11 protein-coding genes are annotated in these 17,326 nt (G+C 71.5%); 7 read left to right on the top strand and 4 right to left on the bottom strand.

Annotated elements, in window-relative coordinates; translation table 11 throughout:
- Positions 1 to 394: 394 nt before the first annotated feature.
- The gene (gene mce, locus ACWDVW_RS15120; protein WP_350692383.1) at positions 395 to 859 is read right to left on the bottom strand and encodes a methylmalonyl-CoA epimerase; all 465 of its coding nucleotides are present in this window, start codon (positions 857 to 859) and stop codon (positions 395 to 397) included.
- A 61-nt stretch (positions 860 to 920) separates the two neighbouring features.
- Between mce and ACWDVW_RS15115 the strand changes: the two genes are divergently transcribed.
- From ACWDVW_RS15115 to ACWDVW_RS15090, 6 genes are all read left to right on the top strand, one after another.
- Positions 921 to 2,120, top strand: coding sequence for an acetyl-CoA C-acetyltransferase (locus tag ACWDVW_RS15115; RefSeq protein ID WP_449948614.1), 1,200 nt, complete (start codon positions 921 to 923; stop codon positions 2,118 to 2,120).
- A 124-nt stretch (positions 2,121 to 2,244) separates the two neighbouring features.
- Positions 2,245 to 3,246, top strand: coding sequence for a methylmalonyl Co-A mutase-associated GTPase MeaB (gene meaB / locus ACWDVW_RS15110; RefSeq protein ID WP_449948612.1), 1,002 nt, complete (start codon positions 2,245 to 2,247; stop codon positions 3,244 to 3,246).
- An 89-nt stretch (positions 3,247 to 3,335) separates the two neighbouring features.
- Positions 3,336 to 3,740: an Asp23/Gls24 family envelope stress response protein gene (locus ACWDVW_RS15105; RefSeq protein WP_449948609.1), complete on the top strand. Its 405-nt coding sequence runs from the start codon at positions 3,336 to 3,338 to the stop codon at positions 3,738 to 3,740.
- A 103-nt stretch (positions 3,741 to 3,843) separates the two neighbouring features.
- The gene (locus tag ACWDVW_RS15100; protein ID WP_449948607.1) at positions 3,844 to 5,532 is read left to right on the top strand and encodes an acyl-CoA mutase large subunit family protein; all 1,689 of its coding nucleotides are present in this window, start codon (positions 3,844 to 3,846) and stop codon (positions 5,530 to 5,532) included.
- A gap of 101 nt (positions 5,533 to 5,633) precedes the next feature.
- On the top strand, positions 5,634 to 6,548 hold the full coding sequence (locus ACWDVW_RS15095; RefSeq protein WP_449948604.1) for a tetratricopeptide repeat protein: 915 nt from the start codon (positions 5,634 to 5,636) through the stop codon (positions 6,546 to 6,548).
- Between the two features lie 67 nt (positions 6,549 to 6,615).
- Entirely contained in the window at positions 6,616 to 7,881 is a 1,266-nt protein-coding gene (locus ACWDVW_RS15090; protein WP_449948686.1) for an arginase family protein, read from the top strand.
- A 4-nt stretch (positions 7,882 to 7,885) separates the two neighbouring features.
- On the opposite strand, the gene ACWDVW_RS15085 is transcribed toward ACWDVW_RS15090, so the two are convergent.
- Positions 7,886 to 9,838 carry a penicillin-binding transpeptidase domain-containing protein gene (locus ACWDVW_RS15085; RefSeq protein WP_449948601.1) on the bottom strand — a complete coding sequence of 651 codons (1,953 nt, stop codon included), beginning with the start codon at positions 9,836 to 9,838 and terminating at the stop codon, positions 7,886 to 7,888.
- Between the two features lie 289 nt (positions 9,839 to 10,127).
- On the opposite strand from ACWDVW_RS15085, the gene ACWDVW_RS15080 reads away from it, so the two are divergent.
- The gene (locus ACWDVW_RS15080) at positions 10,128 to 15,179 is read left to right on the top strand and encodes an NAD-glutamate dehydrogenase (protein WP_449948598.1); all 5,052 of its coding nucleotides are present in this window, start codon (positions 10,128 to 10,130) and stop codon (positions 15,177 to 15,179) included.
- A 64-nt stretch (positions 15,180 to 15,243) separates the two neighbouring features.
- Here the strand turns inward: ACWDVW_RS15080 and ACWDVW_RS15075 are convergent, their stop codons facing one another.
- Positions 15,244 to 15,969 (bottom strand): class F sortase, encoded by a 726-nt coding sequence (locus ACWDVW_RS15075; RefSeq protein WP_449948595.1) that lies wholly within the window; start codon positions 15,967 to 15,969, stop codon positions 15,244 to 15,246.
- Positions 15,953 to 16,945, bottom strand: a complete 993-nt coding sequence (locus ACWDVW_RS15070; protein ID WP_449948592.1) for a hypothetical protein — start codon at positions 16,943 to 16,945, stop codon at positions 15,953 to 15,955. Before ACWDVW_RS15070 ends, ACWDVW_RS15075 begins: the two co-directional genes overlap by 17 nt.
- Positions 16,946 to 17,326 lie beyond the last annotated feature (381 nt).

Below are 17,326 nucleotides of genomic sequence, written 5' to 3'. Positions count from 1 at the left end.
AAAGTCAAAGGCGGTTCACCGAATGGCCACCGGCACCTCGTCCGTGAGGCCAGCCGCCGCGCCCGGCCCGGGCAGCGTCGTACCCGCCCGTCACCGCACGCCGTCCCCGGCCAGCCTCGTCGTACCGACGGCGCGCCGCGTCGTACACCACGTGCGGCGTGCTGCGCGACGTGGAACGTGCTGCGCGACGTGGGACGTGCTGCGCGTGTGCGGGGTACGGCGTAGCGCGCGTGTGCGGGGTACGGCGCGATGTGCGGCGTACTGCGTGTGTGCGGGGTGCTGCGTGTTAGGAAGGGTCCCCTGCTATGCACGAGGCGTTAGCAGGGGACCCTTCCTTTCACCGCACCCGCACCGCACCGGCACCTGCGTTGCGTTCGGGCTGTGCGCCGTGTCGTCAGGCGGGTTGGACCAGTTCGATCAGGACGCCGCCGGCGTCCTTGGGGTGGACGAAGTTGATCCGGGAGTCGGCGGTGCCGCGCCGGGGCGTCTCGTACAGCAGGCGTACGCCGCGCTCGCGCAGCGCCGCACAGGCGACGTCGATGTCCGCCACGGTGTACGCGACCTGCTGCACACCCGGTCCGTTGCGGTCGAGGAACTTCCCGATGGTCGACTCCGGCGTCAGCGGGGCGAGCAGTTGCACGCAGCCACCCTCGGCGGTCGGCCCGACCGTCAGCATCGCCTCGCGGACCCCCTGCTCGGCGTTGACCTCGGTGTGCACGCACCGCATGCCGAAGGTCCGTTGGTAGAAGTCGATCGCGGCGTCGAGGTCGGCGACCGCGATCCCGACATGGTCGATGCGGCGTAGACCGATGTCTGTGACATAGTCGGCAGCGGGCTCGACGGGGGAGTTCTCAGGCATGACGCTAGTCTGGCCGAACGATAGTTAAGGCGTACAGGTCGGCACCCCCTCGGAGGCAGTCATGGCTTCGGTGATCGTCAGTGGCGCGCGCACCCCGATGGGGCGTCTGCTGGGCAACCTGAAGGACCTACCGGCGACGAAACTCGGCGGTGTCGCCATCTCCGCGGCACTGGAACGTGCCGGCGTGGCCCCCGACCAGGTCCAGTACGTGATCATGGGGCAGGTGCTCCAGGCCGGTACCGGTCAGATCCCGGCCCGCCAGGCGGCGGTGGCGGCGGGCATCCCGATGTCGGTGCCCGCGCTGACCATCAACAAGGTCTGCCTCTCCGGGCTGGACGCGATCGCGCTGGCCGACCAGTTGATCCGGGCCGGTGAGTTCGACGTGGTGGTGGCCGGCGGCATGGAGTCGATGACCAACGCCCCGCACCTGCTGCTCGGTCAGCGGAGCGGCTACAAGTACGGCGATGTGGTGGTCAAGGACCACATGGCGCTCGACGGGCTGACCGACGCCTGGGACTGCTGCTCGATGGGCGAGTCCACCGAGCGCCACGGCGCCGAGCGGGGGATCAGCCGCGAGGAGCAGGACGCCTTCGCCGCCGCGAGCCACCAGCGGGCCGCCGCCGCGCAGAAGAACGGCCACTTCGCCGACGAGATCACCCCGGTGGTCATCCCGCAGCGCAAGGGTGACCCGCTGGTGGTCAGCGAGGACGAGGGCATCCGCCCGGACACCACCGCCGAGACGCTGGCCAAGCTCCGTCCGGCCTTCGCCAAGGACGGCACCATCACCGCCGGCAGTTCGTCGCCGATCTCCGACGGCGCGGCTGCGGTGGTCGTGATGAGCAAGGCGAAGGCCAAGGAACTCGGACTGACCTGGCTGGCCGAGGTGGGTGCGCACGGCAACGTGGCGGGCCCGGACAACTCCCTGCACTCGCAGCCGTCCAACGCCATCCAGCACGCCCTGCGCAAGGGCGGGCTGAGCGTCTCCGACCTCGACCTGATCGAGGTCAACGAGGCGTTCGCCCAGGTCGGCATCCAGTCCACCCGTGACCTCGGGATCAGCCCGGACAAGGTCAACGTCAACGGCGGCGCGATCGCGCTGGGGCACCCGATCGGCATGTCCGGCGCCCGGCTGGTGCTGACCCTGGCGATGGAGCTCAAGCGGCGCGGCGGCGGCACCGGAGCGGCGGCGCTCTGCGGCGGCGGTGGTCAGGGCGACGCGCTGATCATCCACGTCCCGGCCCCGACCGAGACCGACCTGTGAGCACGAGGAACGAGCCGATCGTGCGAGCCCGGCCGTCGGGCCCGACGCGCAGCACGGTGAGCGGGCGGGCCCGGCAGTCGGGCCCGACGCACCGCGTGCGAGCGTCGCGGTCGAGGGCGGCGGTATGAGCGAGACGAGGGGGAGCGCGCCGGCCGCAGCCGGTTCGGTGCGGCGTAGCCGGGACGTACCGATGCTCGTCGAACGGGCCCGCGAGGGTGACCCACGCGCGGTGGCCCGGCTGATCACCCTGGTCGAGTCGGGTGACGAGACGCTGCCGCGCATCGCGGCGGCGCTCGCGCCGCACACCGGACGGGCCCAGGTGGTCGGTCTGACCGGTTCGCCGGGGGTGGGCAAGTCGACCACCACCAACGAGCTGGTCCGCGCGCTGCGGGCGCGGGGACACCGGGTCGGCGTGCTGGCGATCGACCCGTCCAGTCCGTTCACCGGTGGGGCGATCCTCGGTGACCGGGTGCGGATGCAGGACCACGCCACCGACCCCGGGGTGTACATCCGGTCGATGTCCAGCCGGGGGCACCTGGGCGGGTTGTCGGCGGCCACCCCGCAGGCGGTGCGGGTGCTGGAGGGCGCCGGCTGCGACGTGGTGCTGGTGGAGACCGTCGGGGTCGGGCAGGCCGAGGTCGAGGTGGCCTCGCTCGCCGACACCACGTTGGTGCTGCTCGCGCCGGGCATGGGCGACGCGATCCAGGCGGTGAAGGCCGGCATCCTGGAGATCGCCGACATCTTCGTGGTGAACAAGGCCGACCGGGACGGCGCCGACGCGACGGTCCGGGACATCCAGGGCATGATCGCGCTCGGCGAGCGCGGACCGGGCCAGTGGCGGCCACAGGTGGTGCGGGCGGTCGCCGTCCGGGGCGAGGGGATCGACGACGTCGCCGCCGCCGTCGACAAGCACCGGGGCTGGCTGGTCGAGCACGACGAGCTGCGCCGTCGCCGGGAGACGCGGGCCGCCGCCGAGATCGAGGCGATCGCGCTGGGTGCGCTGCGCGCCCGGATCGGCTCGCTGCGCGACGGTACGCAGTTGCCGGCGCTCGCCGCCGAGGTCGCTGCCGGTGCGATCGATCCGTACGCCGCCGCGGACACCCTGCTGGCCCAGCTCTCCGGCTGAAATCCAGTCCACTGCGGACCGTCTCGGACGGTTACGCTCGCACCGCCTTCGCAGAGCGCGTGGGGTGGTGTGACGGCTGCTGGAGAGAGATGGACCACGAGATGACGCAGGAGTTGCCGATGACGCCGGACGCGGTGGCGGGTGGTCGTACCGACATCTCGGACGAGGTGGTGGAGAAGATCGCGGTGGCCGCCGCGAAGGCCGTTCCCGGTGTGGTCGAGTTGGGCGGTGACATCGCACGGTTCTTCAACGCGGTGCTCGACCGGGTCGGGCTGGACCAGGTGGGCGACGCCCGGCGCGGGTGCTCGGCGCACGTCACCAACGGCTCGGCGGTGGTCAACCTGGTGATCGTGATCGACGCCGGGCACGCGGTGCCCGAGGTGACCTCGGCGGTGCGGACCGGCGTGACCCAGGCCATCGAGGCGTACGGGCTGCGGGTCGACGAGATCAACATCCGGGTGGACGACGTCGCCATCGGTGGTCCCGCCGTCTGAGGGGCCCGTCGGCATTACCGGTCGGTAGCAGTTTCCTTAGCGATCGTTCAGGTAAGGGCTCTACACTCGACGTGCAGTCGAGGACTCAAGGAGGAGCCCGGGGATGAACGCCGACGAGATCGCCGCCGGACGGGCCCGCTGGCAGGCCCGGTACGACGCCGCGCGCAAGCGGGACGCGGACTTCACCACGCTCTCCGGGCTGCCCGTCGAGCCGGTCTACGGGCCCCCGGAGGGCGCCGCGTACCCGGGCTTCGACCGGATCGGCTGGCCGGGCGAGTTCCCGTACACCCGGGGCCTGCACCCGACCGGCTATCGCGGGCGGACCTGGACCATCCGGCAGTTCGCCGGGTTCGGCAACGCCCGGCAGACCAACGAGCGCTACAAGATGATCCTCGGCGCCGGCGGCGGCGGTCTCTCGGTCGCGTTCGACATGCCCACCCTGATGGGCCGCGACTCCGACGACCCGCAGTCGCTCGGCGAGGTGGGCCACTGCGGGGTGGCGGTGGACAGCGCCGTCGACATGGAGGCGCTCTTCGACGGCATCGACCTGGCGGCGGTCACCACCAGCATGACCATCTCCGGCCCGGCGGTGCCGGTGTTCTGCATGTACCTGGTCGCCGCCGAGCGGCAGGGTGCCGACCTGTCGACGCTCGACGGCACCCTGCAGACGGACATCTTCAAGGAGTACATCGCGCAGAAGGAGTGGCTGTTCGACCCCGAGCCGCACCTGCGCCTGATCGGCGACCTGATGGAGTACTGCGCCCGGGAGATCCCGCGCTACAAGCCGCTCTCCGTCTCCGGCTACCACATCCGCGAGGCCGGCTCGACCGCCGCGCAGGAGTTGGCGTACACGCTCGCCGACGGGTTCGGCTACGTCGAGCTGGGCCTTTCGCGCGGACTCGACGTCAACGTCTTCGCCCCCGGGCTGAGCTTCTTCTTCGACTCGCACGTCGACTTCTTCGAGGAGATCGCCAAGTTCCGCGCCGCCCGCCGGATCTGGGCCCGCTGGCTGCGCGACGTGTACGGCGCCACCAGCGAGAAAGCGCTCTGGCTGCGCTTCCACACGCAGACCGCCGGAGTGTCGCTGACCGCCCAGCAGCCGGTCAACAACGTGGTGCGTACGGCCGTCGAGGCGCTCGCCGCGGTGCTCGGCGGCACCAACTCGCTGCACACCAACGCGCTGGACGAGACCCTGGCGCTGCCCACCGACTCCTCCGCCGAGATCGCCCTGCGGACCCAGCAGGTGCTGATGGAGGAGATCGGGGTGACCAACGTGGCCGACCCGCTCGGCGGCTCGTGGTACGTCGAGGCGCTGACCGACCGGATCGAGGCGGAGGCGGAGGAGATCTTCGCCCGGATCCGCGCGTTGGGCGGCGAGGGCCCGCACACCATCGGCCCGATGACCTCCGGCATCCTGCGCGGCATCGAGGACGGCTGGTTCACCGGCCAGATCGCCGAGTCGGCGTTCGTCTACCAACAGGCGCTGGAGAAGGGCGACAAGAAGATCGTCGGCGTCAACTGCCACACCGGCACGGTCGCCAAGGAGCTGGAGATCCTGCGCATCTCGCACGAGGTGGAGCTGGAGCAGCGCCGGTTGCTGGCCGAGCGCAAGACCGGCCGGGACGCCGCCCGGGCCCGGGCGGCGGTCGAGGCGATGGTGGCGGTGAGCCGTACCGGGGAGAACATGATCCCGGCGATGCTCGACGCCGTCCGGGCCGAGGCGACGCTCGGCGAGATCTGCGACGCGTTGCGCGCGGAATGGGGCGTTTACCGCGAGCCCGCCCGGTTCTGACACCTGCTCCGGCGGGGGTGTCTGGGCAGGGGCGACAGTGGCAACTGCACGGGCGGTGGCTGCACCTGAGTTCGGCAAATCGCGTGCGAGACTAGGTAACCATGAGCGACCCACGGATCACCTCGTCGATCTTCACCCGCGGCGCGGTCGACCTCAGCGCGTTGCGCCCCGCCGCGCCCAGTCCCACCCCGGCACCGGCCCAGTCCGGCCCGCCCGCCGCCGCGCCCGGCAACCCCGTCGGCGGCGGCGTCACCGTCGTCGACGTGACGGAGGCGACCTTCCAGTCCGAGGTCCTGGAGCGCTCGCTGACCACACCCGTGGTGGTGGACTTCTGGGCCGAGTGGTGCGAGCCGTGCAAGCAGCTCTCCCCGGTGCTGGAGCGGTTGGCGGCGGAGGGCGGCGGCGCCTGGGTGCTCGCCAAGGTCGACGTGGACGCCAACCCTCGACTGGCCCAGATGTTCCGGGTGCAGGGCATCCCGATGGTGTACGCGGTGGTCGGCGGGCAGCCGGTCGACGCCTTCTCCGGCGTGGTGCCGGAGGCGCAACTGCGCCAGTGGCTCCAGGCGGTGCTCAAGGCCGGCGGCGTGGCCGTGGCCGAGCCGGAGGACCCGCGCCTGGACGAGGCGGACGACGCCCTGATGACCGGCGACCTGGACGCCGCCGAGCAGGCGTACCGCAAGATCCTGGCGGAGAGCCCGGCGGACGCGGCGGCGGAGGCCGGACTGGCCCAGGTCGGGCTGGCCCGCCGGGTGGCCGGTGCGGACCCGCAGGCGGCGCTCGCCGCCGCCGCGTCCGACCCCGACGACGTCGACGCGCAACTGCTGGCCGCCGACATCGAGGTGCTCAGCGGGCTGGCCGAGCAGGCCTACCAGCGGCTGGTCTCGGTGGTCCGGCGGACCGCCGGGGAGGACCGGGAGAAGGTACGCCAGCACCTGGTCGGCCTCTTCACCATCGCCGGTCCGGAGGATCCGGCGGTCGCGTCGGCGCGTCGGGCCCTGGCCAGCGCCCTGTTCTGAGTCACTTACCACGCCAGCGCGGGCCGGCGTGTTCGCCGGCCCGCCCGACATCGGAGGACGGGAGCCCATCATGCGCCGGATCGCCGTCCTCGACGCGCCGAGCAACCTCGGCCTGCGTCCACCCACGCCCACCTCGGTGCCGGGCTGCGGCAAGGCCCCGGGCGCACTGCGTGACCAGGGCCTGCTGCCCCGGCTGCGGGCTCGCGACGCCGGTCACCTGACCCCGCCCCGGTACGACGCCGGGGACTGGCGGCCGGGCGACGGGGTGTGTCACGCCCGGGAGATCGCCGACTACTCGGTGGGACTGGCCGACCGGATCGGCGCGATCATCGACCGGGACGAGTTCCCGGTGATCCTGGGCGGCGACTGCTCGATCCTGCTCGGCTCGGCACTGGCCATGCACCGGCTCGGCGAGGCGGTGGGCGGCCGGATCGGCCTGGTCTTCGTGGACGGACACTCCGACTTCCGGCACCCGGGCAACGCCTCGTACGTGGGCGCGGCGGCTGGTGAGGACCTCGCCCTGGTCACCGGCCGGGGCCAGGCCGACCTGGCCGCCATCGAGGGGCGACGCCCGTACTTCCGGGACATCGACGTGGTGGTGCTCGGCATCCGCGCCCAGGACGAGTACCGGCTGGACCTCCAGGCCGCCGGGATCCTGACCCGGCCGGTCCCGGCGCTGCGGGCCGAGGGCGCCGCCCGTACCGCCCAGTGGGCGCACGAGCAGCTCGCGGACTGCGCCGGCTACTGGGTGCACGTCGACGTGGACGTCCTCGACCCGGCCGTGATGCCGGCGGTCGACGCCCCCGACCCGGGCGGCATCGCCTTCGCCGAGCTGGAGATCCTGCTCGCCGGGCTGGTCGACACCCCGCACTGCCTCGGCGTCGAGCTGACCGTCTTCGACCCCGACTACGACCCGGACGGCGCGTACGCGGCCGAGATCGTCAACACGTTGGTGGCCGGGCTGCGTCCGGTGACCGCGCCCGGCTCGATGCCGCCCCGGCTGCGTCCGGAGACCGTCGAACGTCCCGCTCCGGCACCGCGCCGGGGGGCCGACGTGCCGTCGGCCGGACCGCGCCTGCTGGCGGCGGCACCGGTCGCCGCCGGCCCGGGTGCGGGCGGCCCGGACGAGGGGCTCTCGGCCGACCGGGAGCCGGAGCCTGACCGCACCGACTGGGAGCCGGCTCCGGACGGCGTCGAACACCGGGCGTCGGAGTCGGACGTGGCGTACCGGGAACCGGACGTCGCCGCTCTCGACGAGGACGGGTTCACCGACGCCGACTCGGCCGACGACGCCGCCCGGCCCGCATCCGCGCCGGGCGGGCTGACCGCCTGAGCGGTCAGCGGGACAGGGCGCGCAGGAAACGCTCGGCGATCGGCACGGCGGTGCCGCTGCCCGAGCCGCCCTTCTCCACGAAGACGGCGAAGGCGATGTCGCCCTGCCACCCGACGAACCAGGCGTGGGTGTTCTCCGGGTTGTCGTCGTACTCGGCGGTGCCCGTCTTGCCGTGCACCGGCCCGCCCGGGGCGTCCTTCAAGGCGGTGCCGGTGCCGCTGGTCACGACCTCGCGCATCATCTCGCGGACCGCCGTCACCGCCTCGGCGTTCAGCTCCGGGCCCGGCTCGGTCGCCCCCTCCGGGGCGGGGTCGAGCACCAGCTTCGGCGGGGTGAAGCCGCCCTTGGCCACCGCCGCGGTCGCCGCCGCCATGGCCAACGGACTGACCAGGGTGGTGCCCTGGCCGATCGCGGCGGCGGCCTGTTCGGTGGCGCCACCGTTCGCGGAGACCTTGCCGGTGAAGGCGTCGAGCCCGACCGTCCACTGGCCCTCCAGGCCGAGCGTCTTGCCGGTCGCGGCCAGTCCGTCGCCGCCGAGCTGCGGTGCCAGGGCGGCGAACGTGGTGTTGCAGGACCGGGCGAAGACGGTGCGGAAGGGCACCTCGCCGAGGGCGAAGTCGTTCGAGTTCTTGAACGACCGGCCGTCGACGACCTGGGTCTTGGGGCAGTCGACCCGGGTGTCCGGGGTCACCGCGCCGCGTTCCACCAGCCCGAGCGCGCTGACCATCTTGAACGTGGAGCCCGGCGGCACCTGGGCGGTGAAGGCCAGGTTCTCCCCGGAGGCGCCGGGACCGTTGGCGGCGGCGAGCACCGCGCCGTCGCCGATCCGGACGGCGACCAGGGCGGAGCGTCGCCGCTCGCCGCGCAGTGCCTGGTCCGCCGCGTTCTGGGTGGCCACGTCGAGGCTGGTCCGCACCGGCTCGCCGGGCCGTGGGTCGTGCTGGAACAGCTCGGTGCCGGTGGGCTCCACCGTGCCGGCTCCGGACGCCCGCTTGACCACCACGGTGAGGCCCGGCGCGCCACGGAGCCGCTCGTCCCAGCGTCCCTGTACCCCGCCGTGCCCGACCAGGTCACCAGGGGAGTAACGGTCGGGGAAGTTCTTCAGGTCGTCGGCCTGGGCCGGACCGACCGTGCCGAGCACCGCCCGGGCGAACTCGCGGGTGGGAGCGAGGTCCAGCTCGTCGGTGGAGAAGACGGCCCCCGGCAGGTCCTTGATCCGGGACCTGATCTGCCGGTACGCCTCGTCGCGCAGCGTGACGACCTCGACGAACGCGTCCGGCTTCGCCTCGTCCAACCGCTTGGCCAGACCGGACAGGTCGACCGGTGGGGTGATCGCCGGTCGGATCGCCCGGAACGCCGCGTCCAGTTCGCGGGTGGCGGCCTTCACGTCGGTCACCGCGCGGGGCTCCAGCCCGACCCGGACCACCGCGCGCGGGGCCACCAGCGGCGCGCCCGCACCGTCGAGCACGCCGGCGCGGGGCGCCGGGTCACGCCGCAGACCGAGCCGGTCGCCACGGGTGAGCTGCTCGGCGAGGACCTGCGGCTCCCAGATCACCTGCCAGTCGTCGTCGCGTCCCTTGACCAGCCGAACCGGCCGGTCGTACGCCCAGGTGACGTCGCCGGGCAGCGTCCACTCGACCCGGACCGTGCTGGTCGCGGTGTCCTGTTCCACCGTGGGCTTGCCCTGCCGGCTCAGCTTGGGCGGCGTCTCGACCAGCTCGCCGGAGAGCTCCCTGATCTCCCGGGCGACGTCGGCGGCGGGCAGCCGACTGCCGGTCGGGTCGACGAAACCGACCGCCTGGAGATCGCCTGTGGGCCAGCCGGCGAGGAAGGCGTCCACGCTGCGCTCCGGGCCGTCCTCACCGGAGCAGGCGACCAGAGTGGCCGAGATCACCAGGCAGGTGGCAAGGGCGGCCAGTCGTGACGAGGTGTGACGGTTGCGGTACACACGGTGCATCGGGCTGGTGTCCTCCTGCTCGGGCTGCCCTGCACGCTAGTACGCCCCGACACCTGGGGCTGCCCCGCCGTATCCCGTTCGGCGAAAGACGGGACCGCGCTCGTGTGATGAACAACATCTGGCGGGGTACTCCTGACCCGGCCGAACCTCGTACCGCAACGTGCGAAAGGACGACGTCACGCACCGGAAGTCCGGCTGGTGGTACGCCGACGGGCCGACCGGTCGGTCTGGCCTAGGCTGGGCGGCGAGAGTGACCCACAACGCGGTGGGTCGAGGGGAGTGGCACCGAATGGACCGGCGTCCGGCGATCAAACCGGGACCCGACCTCCGGCAGGATGACACCGGCCGGGACGACAGCTTCGACACGGCGACCGACGGAGACGGCTACGGCCGACTCGACACAGGAACGACCGGGATGACCGGTTCGAGCATCGACACCCTCTATGACCTGGGCCTGCCACCAGAGGCGTTGGCGGACGACGTGGAGGACGCCGAACTCGACGAGCCGGTGCCCAACGCCGAGCGGTTGGTGGCCCATGCGGTCGCCCTGGCCGGCGACGACCACGACGCGGCGACCCTGGTGGGTCGGTTCTGGCGGTTCGCGCCGGACGAGGAGCTGATCGGCTTCACCGCCGAGGAGATGCTCGACGCCGCACGCGCCCACCGCCAGCTCGCCGAGCAGCGGGTGCCGGGCGAGTTGAAGCTGCGGATCCACTCACCCGACGCGGAGCAGCACCACAGCGTCGTCGAGATCGTCACCGACGACATGCCGTTCCTGGTCGACTCGGTGACCGCCCTGCTCAACAGCCACCACCTGGACGTGCACCTGCTGGTGCACCCGCTGGTCGTGGTGCGCCGGGAGCCGCTGGGTCGACTGGTCGAGGTCGCCGCCGACGTGGAGCCGGACGACGCGATCGACGGCGACCTGGTCGAGAGCTGGATGCGGATCGAGATCGATCCGGTCCGTGACCCGGAGGTACGCGACAAGCTGCGCCGCGAGTTGCAGCGGGTGCTCACCGACGTGCGCGAGGCCGTCGAGGACTGGCCCAAGATGCGCCAGCGGGCCCTCGCCCTCGCCGACGAGTTGGCCGCCGCGCGGACCAGCGACAACCGGCCGCCGGTGCCGGAGAAGGACATCACCGACTCGGTCGAGCTGCTGCGCTGGCTGGCCCACGACCACTTCACCTTCCTCGGCTACCGCGAGTACCGGCTGGTGCAGGACTCGACCGAGGGCGGGCCGGCGCTGGAGGCGGTGCTCGGCACCGGGCTGGGCATCCTGCGACAGGACTCGCCGGAGGCGCGGGCGCTGTCGTCGATGACGCCCGAGGCGCACGAGAAGGTCACCGAGAAGCGCCTGTTGATCATCACCAAGGCGAACTCGCGGGCCACCGTGCACCGCTCGGCGTACCTCGACTACATCGGCTTCAAGATCTTCGACGCCGACGGTCGGGTAGTGGGCGAACGGCGGTTCCTCGGCCTGTTCTCCACCGCCGCGTACCGCACCAGCGTGCAGGAGCTGCCGGTGGTCCGACGCAAGGTCGCCGAGGTGCTGGACCGCTCCGGGCTCAGCCAGCGCAGCCACTCCGGCAAGGACCTGTTGCAGATCCTGGAGACGTACCCGCGCGACGAGCTGTTCCAGATCAAGACCGACGACCTCTACCACGCGGTGATCGGCGTACTGCGGATGGCGGGTCGCCGGCAACTGCGGGTCTTCCTGCGCCGGGACGCGTACGGGCGGTTCATCTCCTGCCTGATCTATCTGCCCCGGGACCGGTTCACCACGCAGAACCGACTACGCATGCAGGACATCCTGCTGCGCGAGCTGAACGGTGTCGGGGTGGACTACACCACCCGGGTGACCGAGTCGATGCTGGCCCGGGTGCACTTCATCGTGCGTACCGACCCGAGCAGCCCGCCCGGGGACATCGACGCCGACCTGCTCGCCGAGGAGCTGGCCGACGCCACCCGGCTGTGGGACGACGACTACCGGCTGGTGCTGGAGCGCAAGCTCGGCGACGAGCAGGCCAAGCACCTGTTCGCCCGGTACGCCGACGCGTTCCCGGAGGGCTACAAGGACGGGCACACGCCGTACGAGGCGATGAAGGACCTGGCCAAGCTGGAGCTGCTGGAGGAGTCCGGCCAGCTCGAGATGCACCTGTTCCGCAAGCAGCCGTTGCCGCGTGCGGTCGTCCGGTCCGATGTCGACGAGTCGATGGACGTCCGGTTCAAGGTCTACCGCTACGGCGAGCCGATGATGCTCTCCGCGGTGCTGCCGGTGCTGCACTCGCTCGGCGTGAAGGTGGTCGACGAGCACCCGTACGAGGTGGAACGGGTCGACGGCCGGATCTGGCTGTACGACTTCGGGCTGCGTCTGCCCGAGGGCCACCAGGAGCTGGCCGAGGTCCGCCCGCACGTGGAGAACGCCTTCGCGGCGGCGTGGCGGGGCGAGGCCGAGGTGGACGGCTTCAACGAGCTGGTGCTGCGCGCCGGGCTCACCTGGCGGCAGGTGGTGGTGCTGCGGGCGTACGCGAAGTACCTGCGTCAGACCGGCACCGTCTTCTCCCAGGACTACATGGAGTCCACCTTCATCGCGTACCCGGGCATGGCCACGCTGCTGGTGCGGCTCTTCGAGGCGCGGTTCGAACCGGGGACGCTCACCGCCGAACAGCGGGAGGAACGGGCGGCGGAGCTGGTCTCCGAGATCGACGCCGCGCTCGACGACGTGGCCAGCCTGGACCAGGACCGCATCCTGCGGGCGTACCTGAACCTGATCCAGGCCACCCTGCGGACCAGCTTCTACCAGAAGCCGATCGGCGGGCGGCCCAAGTCGTACGTGGCGTTCAAGCTCGACCCGCAGGCCATCCCGGACCTGCCGGCGCCCCGGCCGAAGTTCGAGATCTTCGTCTACTCGCCCCGGTTCGAGGGTGTGCACCTGCGGTTCGGGCCGGTGGCCCGGGGCGGGCTGCGCTGGTCCGACCGGCGGGAGGACTTCCGGACCGAGGTGCTCGGCCTGGTCAAGGCGCAGATGGTGAAGAACGCGGTGATCGTGCCGGTGGGCGCCAAGGGCGGCTTCGTGCTGAAGCAGAAGCCGGGCGACCGGGACGAGGCCGTGGTCTGCTACAAGGAGTTCATCTCCGCGCTGCTGGACGTCACCGACAACATCGTGGCCGGTGACATCGTGCCGCCCGACGACGTGGTCCGGCACGACGGCGACGACCCGTACATGGTGGTGGCAGCGGACAAGGGCACCGCGACCTTCTCCGACATCGCCAACGAGATCTCCGTCGCGCACAACTTCTGGATGGGCGACGCGTTCGCCTCCGGCGGTTCGGCGGGCTACGACCACAAGAAGATGGGCATCACCGCCCGGGGCGCCTGGGAGTCGGTCAAGCGGCACTTCCGCGAGCTGGGCCACGACACCCAGAGCCAGGACTTCACCGTGGTCGGCGTCGGCGACATGTCCGGCGACGTGTTCGGCAACGGAATGCTGCTCTCCGAGCACATCCGGCTGGTGGCCGCCTTCGACCACCGGCACATCTTCCTGGACCCGAACCCGGACGCGGCCACCTCGTTCGTCGAGCGCAAGCGGCTGTTCGAGCTGTCCCGTTCGACCTGGGAGGACTACCACGCCGAGCTGATCTCGGCCGGCGGTGGCGTCTACCCGCGTACCGCGAAGTCGGTGCCGGTGTCGCCGCAGGTCCGCGAGGTGCTCGGGCTGCCCGACGACGTGACGCAGATCAGCCCGCAGGAGTTGATGAAGGCGATCGTCACCGCGCCGGTCGACCTGTTCTGGAACGGCGGCATCGGCACCTACGTCAAGGCCTCCACCCAGACCAACGGCGAGGTGGGCGACAAGTCCAACGACGCGATCCGGGTGGACGGGCGCAGCATGCGCTGCCGGGTGGTCGGCGAGGGCGGCAACCTGGGCTTCACCCAGCAGGGCCGGATCGAGTACGCCCAGGCGGGCGGCCGGATGTACACCGACTTCATCGACAACGCGGCCGGGGTGGACTGCTCCGACCACGAGGTGAACATCAAGATCCTGCTGAACACGGCGGTCGCCGACGGCGAGCTGTCCGTCCCCGAGCGGGACGACCTGCTCGCCCGGATGACCGACGAGGTCGCCGAGCTGGTCCTGCGGGACAACTACGACCAGGCCCGCGCGATCAACAACGCCCAGACGCAGGCCGCCTCGCTGCTGCCGGTGCACCGGCGGATGATCACCCACCTGGAACGCTCCGGCGAGTTGAACCGGGCGCTGGAGGCGTTGCCGCCGGACGAGGAGCTGGCGGTACGCGCCGAGTCCGGGCTGACCGCGCCGGAGTTCGCGGTGCTGCTGGCGTACGTGAAGATCGCCCTGGAGAAGGAGATCATCGCCGAGGGGTTGGCCGACGAGAAGTGGACCAACGAGGTGTTGGTCAACTACTTCCCGACCCCGATGCGGGAGCGGTTCGCCGACCGGATGGACCGGCACCGGCTGCGTCGCGACATCGTGACCACGGTGCTGGTCAACGAGGCGATCAACCGGGGCGGCATCTCGTTCGTCTACCGGGTGGTCGAGGAGACCGCCGCCACCGCCGCCGACGTGATCCGCGCGTACGTGGTGGTCCGCGAGGTGTTCGGGTTGCGGGAGGTCTGGGACGCCATCGAGGCCCTGGACAACCGCGTCGACCCGGGGTTGCAGACCAGCGCCTACCTGGACACCCGGCGGCTGCTCGACCGGGCGGTGCGCTGGCTGGTCACCAACCGGCGCTCGCCGCTGGACGTGCCGGCGGAGATCGCCCGGTTGCGTGAGGGCGTGTCGGAGCTGCTGCCGAAGCTGGAGACGCTCTTCTACGGCACCGAGCGGGAGGGCATCGCGGCGCACATCGACTCGATGACCGAGCGGGGCGTGCCGCGTGAGCTGGCCGAGCGCAACACCCGCCTGATGTACAGCTTCGGTCTGCTGGACGTGGTGGAGACCGCGGCCGGCAGCGGGCGGGACGTGAGCGAGGTGGCCTCGGTCTACTTCGTGCTCTCGAACCGGTTCCGGGTCGACTCGCTGCTGTCGAAGATCTCCCTGCTGCCCCGGGAGGACCGCTGGCAGACGCTGGCCCGGATGGCGCTGCGCTACGACCTGTACGCCGCGCTGGCCGCGCTCACCGGGGAGGTGCTTGACTCCACGGCGGGTGACCTTCCGCCGTCGGAGCGGGTGCAGCAGTGGGAACAGTCGAACGCCACCTCGATCCACCGCGCCGAGCGGGCGATGGGGGAGTTCGACGAGTCCCGCGCCGACCTGGCCGCGCTCTCGGTGCTGCTGCGCCAGATCCGCACGCTGGTCCGCACCTCCTCAGCAAGCTGAGATGTAAGGAAGGGCCCCTTTCTAACGCCTCGTGCATAGGAAGGGGCCCTTCCTAACGTTCCGGTCAGCTCGCCAGCGAGGCGAAGACGATCACGTTGTCCGGGTAGTCGCCCTTGGCCTCGTCGAACTGGCCGCCGCAGGTGATCACGCGCAGCCCGGGCCGGTCGGACGGGCCGTACACCTGCTCGGTGGGGAACGCGTTCTTGGGGTGGGCGGCCACCGAGTCCACCCGGAAGTCGACCGAGCCGCCGTCGGCCCGGCCGACCGTGATCACGTCGCCGGGTTGCAACGCGCCGAGGGAGAAGAACACGGCCGCGCCGATCGCGGCGGAGTCCACGTGTCCGACGATCACCGAGTTGCCCACCTCACCAGGGCTGGGACCCGGCTCGTACCAGCCGGCGAGCATGGCCTGGTCCAGCGGGGGGACCTCCACCGTGCCGTCGGCGTTGGTGCCGAGCATCATGATCTTCGCGTTGACGCCGATGCGGGGGATGGTGATCGTGGTCGGGGCGGACCGGGGCAGCCCGGTCGCGGGGCGGGCCGCGTCGGAGTCACCGTCGTCGATGTCCGCGTCATCGACCGGTACGGACGCACGGGGCTCGGGGGTGCTCGGCCCGGCCTGTGCCAGGGGCTGCGGTGGGCGTACCGGCTCGACGGGCCGCAGTGCCGCGCCGACCAGCCCGGAACCCACCATGGCCAGCAGCACGACGACGGCGGCGCCGACGGCGCGCCACGGAGAACCGTGACGGCCGCCGGCCCGTCTCGCCGTCGCGTCAGGCCGCGAACTCATCGGTCCGGCGCCGACGCATCAGCACGAGGCCACCGAGGGCCGCCGCGCCGACCATGCCCGCTCCGGCGGTGGCCAGGCCACCGTTGGCGCCGGTGGCGATCCCACCGTCACCGCCGTCGACCCCACCGCGCGGCAGGACCACCAGCTCGCCGACGCCGCAGGAGCCCTTCAGCTCGTACGTGCCGGGCTTGGCGTCCTTGGCGACGCGGGCTTCGCCGTAGTAGACGAAGTCCTTCTCGTGCTCCCAGCGGTCACCCGAGTCGTCCTTGCCATGCTCGCCCGAGTCCTTGCCGTGCTCGCCCGACCAGTCACGCTCGCTCGACCGCTCCCACTCGCGCTCGCCCTCGCTCGCCCAGTCCTTCTCGCCGGACGACTCGTGCTCGCTCTTGCTCGACCAGTCCTTCTCGGACTTGGCGCCGCGCTCCTCCTCGGCGGACGGGGCCTTGTGGTCCCGCGCACCCTCCGCGTCCTGGCCGTGCTCCTCGGCCTTCCAGTCGCGGTCCTTGCCACTCTCGTCGGCCGCGTCCGCCGCACCGCCGCCGGTGCCCTTGGACTCCGGCGCCGACCCGGTCTCGCCCGACCAGTCCTTGCCACCCGAGCGGTCCTCGCCGCCGGACTCCCAGTCCTTGCCGTCCTGCGAGTCCTTGCGGTCCTCCCAGTCCTTGCGGTCCTGTTTCCAGTCCCGGTCGCCACCCTTGTCGCCCTTGTCGCCCTTGTCGCCGTCCTTGTGGGCCGATTCGAGCTCGACCTTGCCGGTGACCTTGGACCAGACGAAGGGGTGCTCCTGCGCCTCTTCGCAGATCTGCACCAGCTTGACCTCGTCGCCGGGCTTCACCGCGTGCGGCTTGGCGAAGACCTTGCCCTCGTCCTCGGGACCGTGGCCGTCGGCGAGCGCGACCCCGGGCGCGAACACCAGCAGGGAAGCCCCGCCGAGGGCGGCACCCGCAACGACCTTCCCCAGCATCTTCTTAGCCATGACCTGTGTCACTCCATCCCTGGTTGTCCTGCGGCTCGCACAACCGAGCCAGAACTGACGTTAGACCGTTTCACAACCTATGCAGGGAAAGATTCGTGTTCTGGCATTAGTACGATTTACCCGGTCGATCGGGTGCTGCTGAGGGAGGCGTGTCGGGGTGTCCTCGGTGGGGTGGTTCCACGCTTCGTGACCGGCGGGCGCCCGCTCGGTGGCGGTGTGTCACGTAGTGGACCCGTCGAGTCCGGGTAGGGTTTCGAAAATATCGAACCATTGCCATGGAAGCGCTCCCATGCAAGAATCGCTGCACGCGGTGATCGGAGCCACACCGCACAGGCAGGTGTCGAGGGCAGCCGGTGTCACCGGACGACCACTTGCCGTCGG

The organism is Micromonospora sp. NPDC003241 (genome assembly GCF_053589795.1).
Note: the sequence above shows the minus strand (reverse complement) of the source record. Positions and strands in the feature narration are given on the sequence as shown.

Bases quoted from the DNA above. Each gene is read 5' to 3' on its own strand.
- ACWDVW_RS15100 (WP_449948607.1), top strand. From the start codon at position 3,844: ATGAACGCCGACGAGATCGCCGCCGGACGGGCCCGCTGGCAGGCCCGG.
- mce (WP_350692383.1), bottom strand. From the start codon at position 859: ATGCCTGAGAACTCCCCCGTCGAGCCCGCTGCCGACTATGTCACAGAC.
- ACWDVW_RS15115 (WP_449948614.1), top strand. From the start codon at position 921: ATGGCTTCGGTGATCGTCAGTGGCGCGCGCACCCCGATGGGGCGTCTG.
- meaB (WP_449948612.1), top strand. From the start codon at position 2,245: ATGAGCGAGACGAGGGGGAGCGCGCCGGCCGCAGCCGGTTCGGTGCGG.
- ACWDVW_RS15105 (WP_449948609.1), top strand. From the start codon at position 3,336: ATGGACCACGAGATGACGCAGGAGTTGCCGATGACGCCGGACGCGGTG.
- ACWDVW_RS15080 (WP_449948598.1), top strand. From the start codon at position 10,128: ATGGACCGGCGTCCGGCGATCAAACCGGGACCCGACCTCCGGCAGGAT.
- ACWDVW_RS15085 (WP_449948601.1), bottom strand. From the start codon at position 9,838: ATGCACCGTGTGTACCGCAACCGTCACACCTCGTCACGACTGGCCGCC.
- ACWDVW_RS15095 (WP_449948604.1), top strand. From the start codon at position 5,634: ATGAGCGACCCACGGATCACCTCGTCGATCTTCACCCGCGGCGCGGTC.
- ACWDVW_RS15070 (WP_449948592.1), bottom strand. From the start codon at position 16,945: ATGGCTAAGAAGATGCTGGGGAAGGTCGTTGCGGGTGCCGCCCTCGGC.
- ACWDVW_RS15075 (WP_449948595.1), bottom strand. From the start codon at position 15,969: ATGAGTTCGCGGCCTGACGCGACGGCGAGACGGGCCGGCGGCCGTCAC.